This window comes from Vagococcus sp. WN80Y (assembly GCF_059621045.1).
On the sequence record NZ_JCAQHY010000031.1, the window covers coordinates 1 to 764 of the forward strand.

Annotated in this window: 1 protein-coding gene and 1 pseudogene; both read right to left on the reverse strand. The window is 42.1% G+C overall.

The annotated features are described in order from the left end of the window. On the reverse strand, positions 1–536 hold a 536-nt coding region (locus tag AC5KOD_RS02475), incomplete at its 3' end, for a hypothetical protein (protein ID WP_496912963.1). Between the two features lie 31 nt (positions 537–567). Next, positions 568–764 (reverse strand): annotated as a pseudogene (locus AC5KOD_RS02480) (BsaA family SipW-dependent biofilm matrix protein); the annotation flags it as partial.

Sequence of the window (764 nt, forward strand, 5' to 3'; positions counted from 1 at the left end):
TTAATCGCACGAAACTCCCAGACATTCTCTGTCACGCTTTTTTTGACAAAATCCTTTTCCGTATAATGACTGTCCATTTCAAATTTCGCAATCAGCTTATGACTGTCACCTGATTGATAAGTCCCCAGTGAGATCGGTTCTTTTTGTAAGTCAAGAGCCTCGCTGACACCTGAAACAGGTCCGTTATAGAGTTCCTTGTCCTTATAGATCAAGACCATCTGGATCGCTTTTGAAAAATCGATTGGTCCTGTGACAGTAGGTGGTTTGATTTGGAAAAAGAGCTCATACGGCTCATCCTCTTCCACATTAAGTAAAGTGACCTCTGTCTGCCACTTCTTGCCGGGCATGACATCCTTCACCTCAACCAAATAAGCCCCATCTGGTTGAACATGTATCCCCTTGTCATCCCCGATCACAATACCGGGAGGGAGAAGCTCCCCCTCAGCTTGCGCTGAGGTAGGACAGCCTACAATAACAAGTAGGAGACAAATAAAACTCCAGCTAATACTCATAATCGTTACATACCTTTGCTTCATTCTTTCTCCCCCAGTATTATCTGTTTTCTTTTTATGACTCACACAAAGCTTCTAATGCTGTTTTTAAATCTGCATCTAATAACGCACCACCCGCATTCCAGTTGTCTGCAATGGCTTGTTTCACGTTTTGGATGCCTTCTGTGTTAACTTTTAAATCAAATTTGATCAAGCTATAGCTATTATCAGCTGCTTCCATCAATTTCACGCTGTCTAACAATTGAGCTGTTT